Annotated in this window: 5 protein-coding genes and 1 pseudogene; 3 read left to right on the forward strand and 3 right to left on the reverse strand. The window is 44.5% G+C overall.

Translation table 11 applies throughout. From position 1 onward, the window contains the following. Positions 1 to 198 (forward strand): annotated as a pseudogene (locus F6K57_RS40835) (cryptochrome/photolyase family protein); the annotation flags it as partial. A 125-nt stretch (positions 199 to 323) separates the two neighbouring features. Here the strand turns inward: F6K57_RS40835 and F6K57_RS40840 are convergent. Further along, positions 324 to 476, reverse strand: a complete 153-nt coding sequence (locus F6K57_RS40840; RefSeq protein ID WP_158069404.1) for a hypothetical protein — start codon at positions 474 to 476, stop codon at positions 324 to 326. Positions 477 to 926: 450 nt separating this feature from the next. On the opposite strand from F6K57_RS40840, the gene F6K57_RS40845 reads away from it, so the two are divergent. Together F6K57_RS40845 and pth are read left to right on the forward strand one after the other, a co-directional pair. Next, positions 927 to 1,151, forward strand: coding sequence for a DUF2811 domain-containing protein (locus F6K57_RS40845; RefSeq protein ID WP_070391159.1), 225 nt, complete (start codon positions 927 to 929; stop codon positions 1,149 to 1,151). A 208-nt stretch (positions 1,152 to 1,359) separates the two neighbouring features. Beyond that, on the forward strand, positions 1,360 to 2,004 hold the full coding sequence (gene pth / locus F6K57_RS40850; RefSeq protein WP_293074712.1) for an aminoacyl-tRNA hydrolase: 645 nt from the start codon (positions 1,360 to 1,362) through the stop codon (positions 2,002 to 2,004). Here the strand turns inward: pth and F6K57_RS40855 are convergent. Together F6K57_RS40855 and F6K57_RS40860 are read right to left on the reverse strand one after the other, a co-directional pair. Beyond that, on the reverse strand, positions 1,950 to 2,123 hold the full coding sequence (locus tag F6K57_RS40855) for a hypothetical protein (RefSeq protein WP_158069403.1): 174 nt from the start codon (positions 2,121 to 2,123) through the stop codon (positions 1,950 to 1,952). The genes pth and F6K57_RS40855 overlap by 55 nt on opposite strands. 84 nt (positions 2,124 to 2,207) lie before the next feature. Then, positions 2,208 to 3,249, reverse strand: a 1,042-nt coding sequence (locus F6K57_RS40860) for a hypothetical protein (RefSeq protein WP_293074715.1), incomplete at its 5' end; no start/stop codon positions are given.

A 3,249-nucleotide genomic window follows, 5' to 3' on the forward strand; every position in this document is an offset into this window, starting at 1 on the left:
AATCCTCGGAAGCGCACTGGCCAGGGAGCCTGTCCCTTTAATTTCTTATACTGGGATTTTCTTTGCCGCCACCGTGACCAACTCAAGGCTCAAGGCCGCATGAGTTTAGTCTTGTCTCACATCGACAAAATCTCTGATCAAGACATACAACAAATTCATGAAGAAGCTTTTAGGTGGCGTAAGAGACAATCTACCTGACAATACCACATAATTAGGTTAGAAGCAATTAGTCAGTGGTTAGATTTTTTTTCCTTGTTTTTTCCTTAAGGAGTCAAGTCAAGAGTTTGCTAATACTAGTTCAATCACACTAGTATACTAATACATCAGGATTCACAATCTACAATGACCCCATCTGTGGTCACCAGTTTTCCACCGCCAACGAAACTGTAAGAATTCTTATCGTTTCTCCCAAATTTCCCCCACAGATTCCCCACTGTTTCCACACAGAGCTTCAAGCTTTTCCACAGTTTTCCCATAGTTTTCCACAAGCCTCAACGGTGGCATTAGGTATTCCAGTTTTACTGGGGATTTTCCCGACTTAGTATTCCGCAGTAGTTAAGACCACAGTTTATGTAAAGTTATGTAACAAAAAAGCGCCTCAAACCCTGATTATTTCGTATACATTTCGGAATGTCAACAAGAGTTGTAATATTTCGCAGCATTGACAAACCCACCCCATTTCAGATGAAAATGGTGCGACCAACCTATAAAAAAATTTGCTCTCAGCTAACCTACGCCGACTAGCAGGGGTTAGCACGGACTACCCTACCTGATTTGGGGATAGTTCTGAACTAAAGCAAGGGTGACATCAAAATTCAGTGCTTCGGTGCTGGCTTGTCTTGGCTTTCTTTTGGCCAAGGCAGTTATCTGAAGTGCTTGAAATCAGGTGGCTTTTTCCAAAAATACCTTTATATGAAGAGGTGACTATGAACGCAACCGTAAGTATCCTGGCAGAAATCCCCGAAGACCTGCACGAGTCTCTCAAGCGCTACCTAGAAACCCATCCTAGCTGGGACCAAGACCGGGTCTTCGCAGCAGCACTTTCCCTGTTTTTGCTCCAAAATGGTATTGGTAAGACTCCAGAAACGTCCCAGAGTTATCGCGCTTGTGCTCGTGTCTATCTGGAATCCCTCTTTCAATATCCTGCGTAGTTAATCCGGGATGGGGAAAGGTATAACGTTTGAAATATAACGTGTGAAATATAACATGTAAAGTATGACGTGTCAAGTTCCGCACCCATGCCTGCACGGCTTCGCCCTACTCCCCACTCCCTTGTTATGATGTCCGGAAACATCTAGATCATAAAGGGTAGGTAATGGGTAACCCATTACCTACCCTTGACCCAAACGATTTTTGACCATGAGCACTATCGAAACAACCGGACAAATTATAATTCCTCAACTGATTGTGGGTTTAGGTAATCCGGAACCCAAGTACGATAAAACGCGGCACAATATCGGTTTTGAAGTGGTCGATGCGATCGCACGTCGATTACAGATTTCAGGGAGCGAAAATCGCCGCTTTCAGGGATGGTTTGGTCAAGGAATTGGACTAAAAGGAAATAAGCTAAGCTTGCTCAAGCCCCTTACATACATGAATCGCTCTGGACAAGCAATTCGGGCGGTGACTGATTGGTACAAGCTAAAACCTGAGTCGGTCCTGATCATTTATGATGATATGGACTTACCAGTAGGGCGTTTGCGTCTGCGCCTTTCTGGTTCAGCTGGAGGACACAATGGGATGAAATCCGCAATTGCCCATCTGGGTACCCAAAACTTCCCTCGCCTGCGGATTGGCATCGGCAAATCCAGTCAGAAGCCAGACACGATCTCCCACGTCCTAGGAAAATTTTCACCTCAGGAAACCAAGTTAATGTCGGAAGTAGTCCAACTAGCCGTTGAGGCAGTTGAACTTTCTCTTAAGCAAGGTGTAGAAAAGGCCATGAGTCTCTACAATAATCGGAATTTGGCAACTATAGCAAAGGGAACAGGGAGTAGGGAGTAGGAAGTAGGGAGTAGGAAGTAGGAAGTAGGGAGTAGGGAGTAGGAACTAGGGAGTAGGAAGTAGGGAGTAGGGAGTAGGGAGTAGGCAGTAAGGAATTCGGAAGTCGGAAGTGGGAACAAATCCTGTGTACGTGATCGGTATTATCAACTCCACAGTTATAGCGCTATAGTTATAGCGCTAGGTTAAAATTCACAGAATCCGAATCATAAAATCTGATTAAGGCAGGAGATATCAGCTGATCCAAAGTGGACACTGAAGGCAATATTCAAGTTTTCCAGAGACGGGACTAACCAAGGTACGCTGTTTCTGGTTTGGGACTCGTAGTGGTTAAACAGAATCGAAAATCGCTTTTCTAAATAGGGCTTGACTTTAGCGCAGACCAATACAATCTTGAGCAATAGTCCAGTGGTAATGGTGGTTCCTATATTGCCAATCAAATCAACAAATGTATAGTGATGGGGGCGCTTAGGGCTTTCCACTACCAAAAAATTTAACAATTGAGTACAGGTGCGCACCACCATAAATTCATTGGGCGTTTGGTAATCCCATTCAGGCAAGGTGCTTTGCAAATGAGTATACAATCGCTGGTTAAACTGTTGCTTCCCATAGGCTGGGTCAATCGAGGCAATCAAATATTCATATAAATCGTCCTTGAAGTCTTTAAAAAAGGCTGTGTGCCGACTGTGGGTATGGAAACTACGAGCAAAATCTCGGTAGCTGTAAGACCCTTGCACTTTTCCAAAAAACTGCTTGAGAGCACTTGCCAACTCTCGTTCGGTCAGCAATGTGGGATTTGACACTGGTTGAATTATCCGTTTTGGAGTCGTGATAGCCCGATTTCGCATGACATGGGCGCATCGCACCTGATAGGTTACGTACTTAGATAAATCACAGTCAAAGCGCCGTTGAACCCTAGCTTGAACTTGCCGTACAGTTTGCTGATATTCCTGAGAGCTGTCTTCACTGAGTAAGCAATGTTCATATAAGTAGGGATACCGCTGAATCAAATTTGCCACTGGTTTAGAACCATTAGAGTATTGAGGTGTATCACTCATTACTCTAGACAGACGTTGCAGAGTTAGATATTGCTCTGTTCTTTTGAACAGCTGCATTAGTTCCCGCAGGCGTCTAGGAGCCCGAGAGTGAACCCTCAAAGGAGACGGCACATGATCAAACAGAGCTACCAATTCTTGGACTGCTCTTCTGGTGTTTGGTTTCAGATGCCAGTGATTGATCAGAATATGG

Origin of the sequence: Moorena sp. SIO4A5, from assembly GCF_010672005.1 — a bacterium.
In the GTDB taxonomy this organism is placed as follows: Bacteria; Cyanobacteriota; Cyanobacteriia; order Cyanobacteriales; family Coleofasciculaceae; genus Moorena.

Bases quoted from the DNA above. Each gene is read 5' to 3' on its own strand.
- pth (WP_293074712.1), top strand. From the start codon at position 1,360: ATGAGCACTATCGAAACAACCGGACAAATTATAATTCCTCAACTGATT.
- F6K57_RS40840 (WP_158069404.1), bottom strand. From the start codon at position 476: ATGGGAAAACTGTGGAAAAGCTTGAAGCTCTGTGTGGAAACAGTGGGG.
- F6K57_RS40845 (WP_070391159.1), top strand. From the start codon at position 927: ATGAACGCAACCGTAAGTATCCTGGCAGAAATCCCCGAAGACCTGCAC.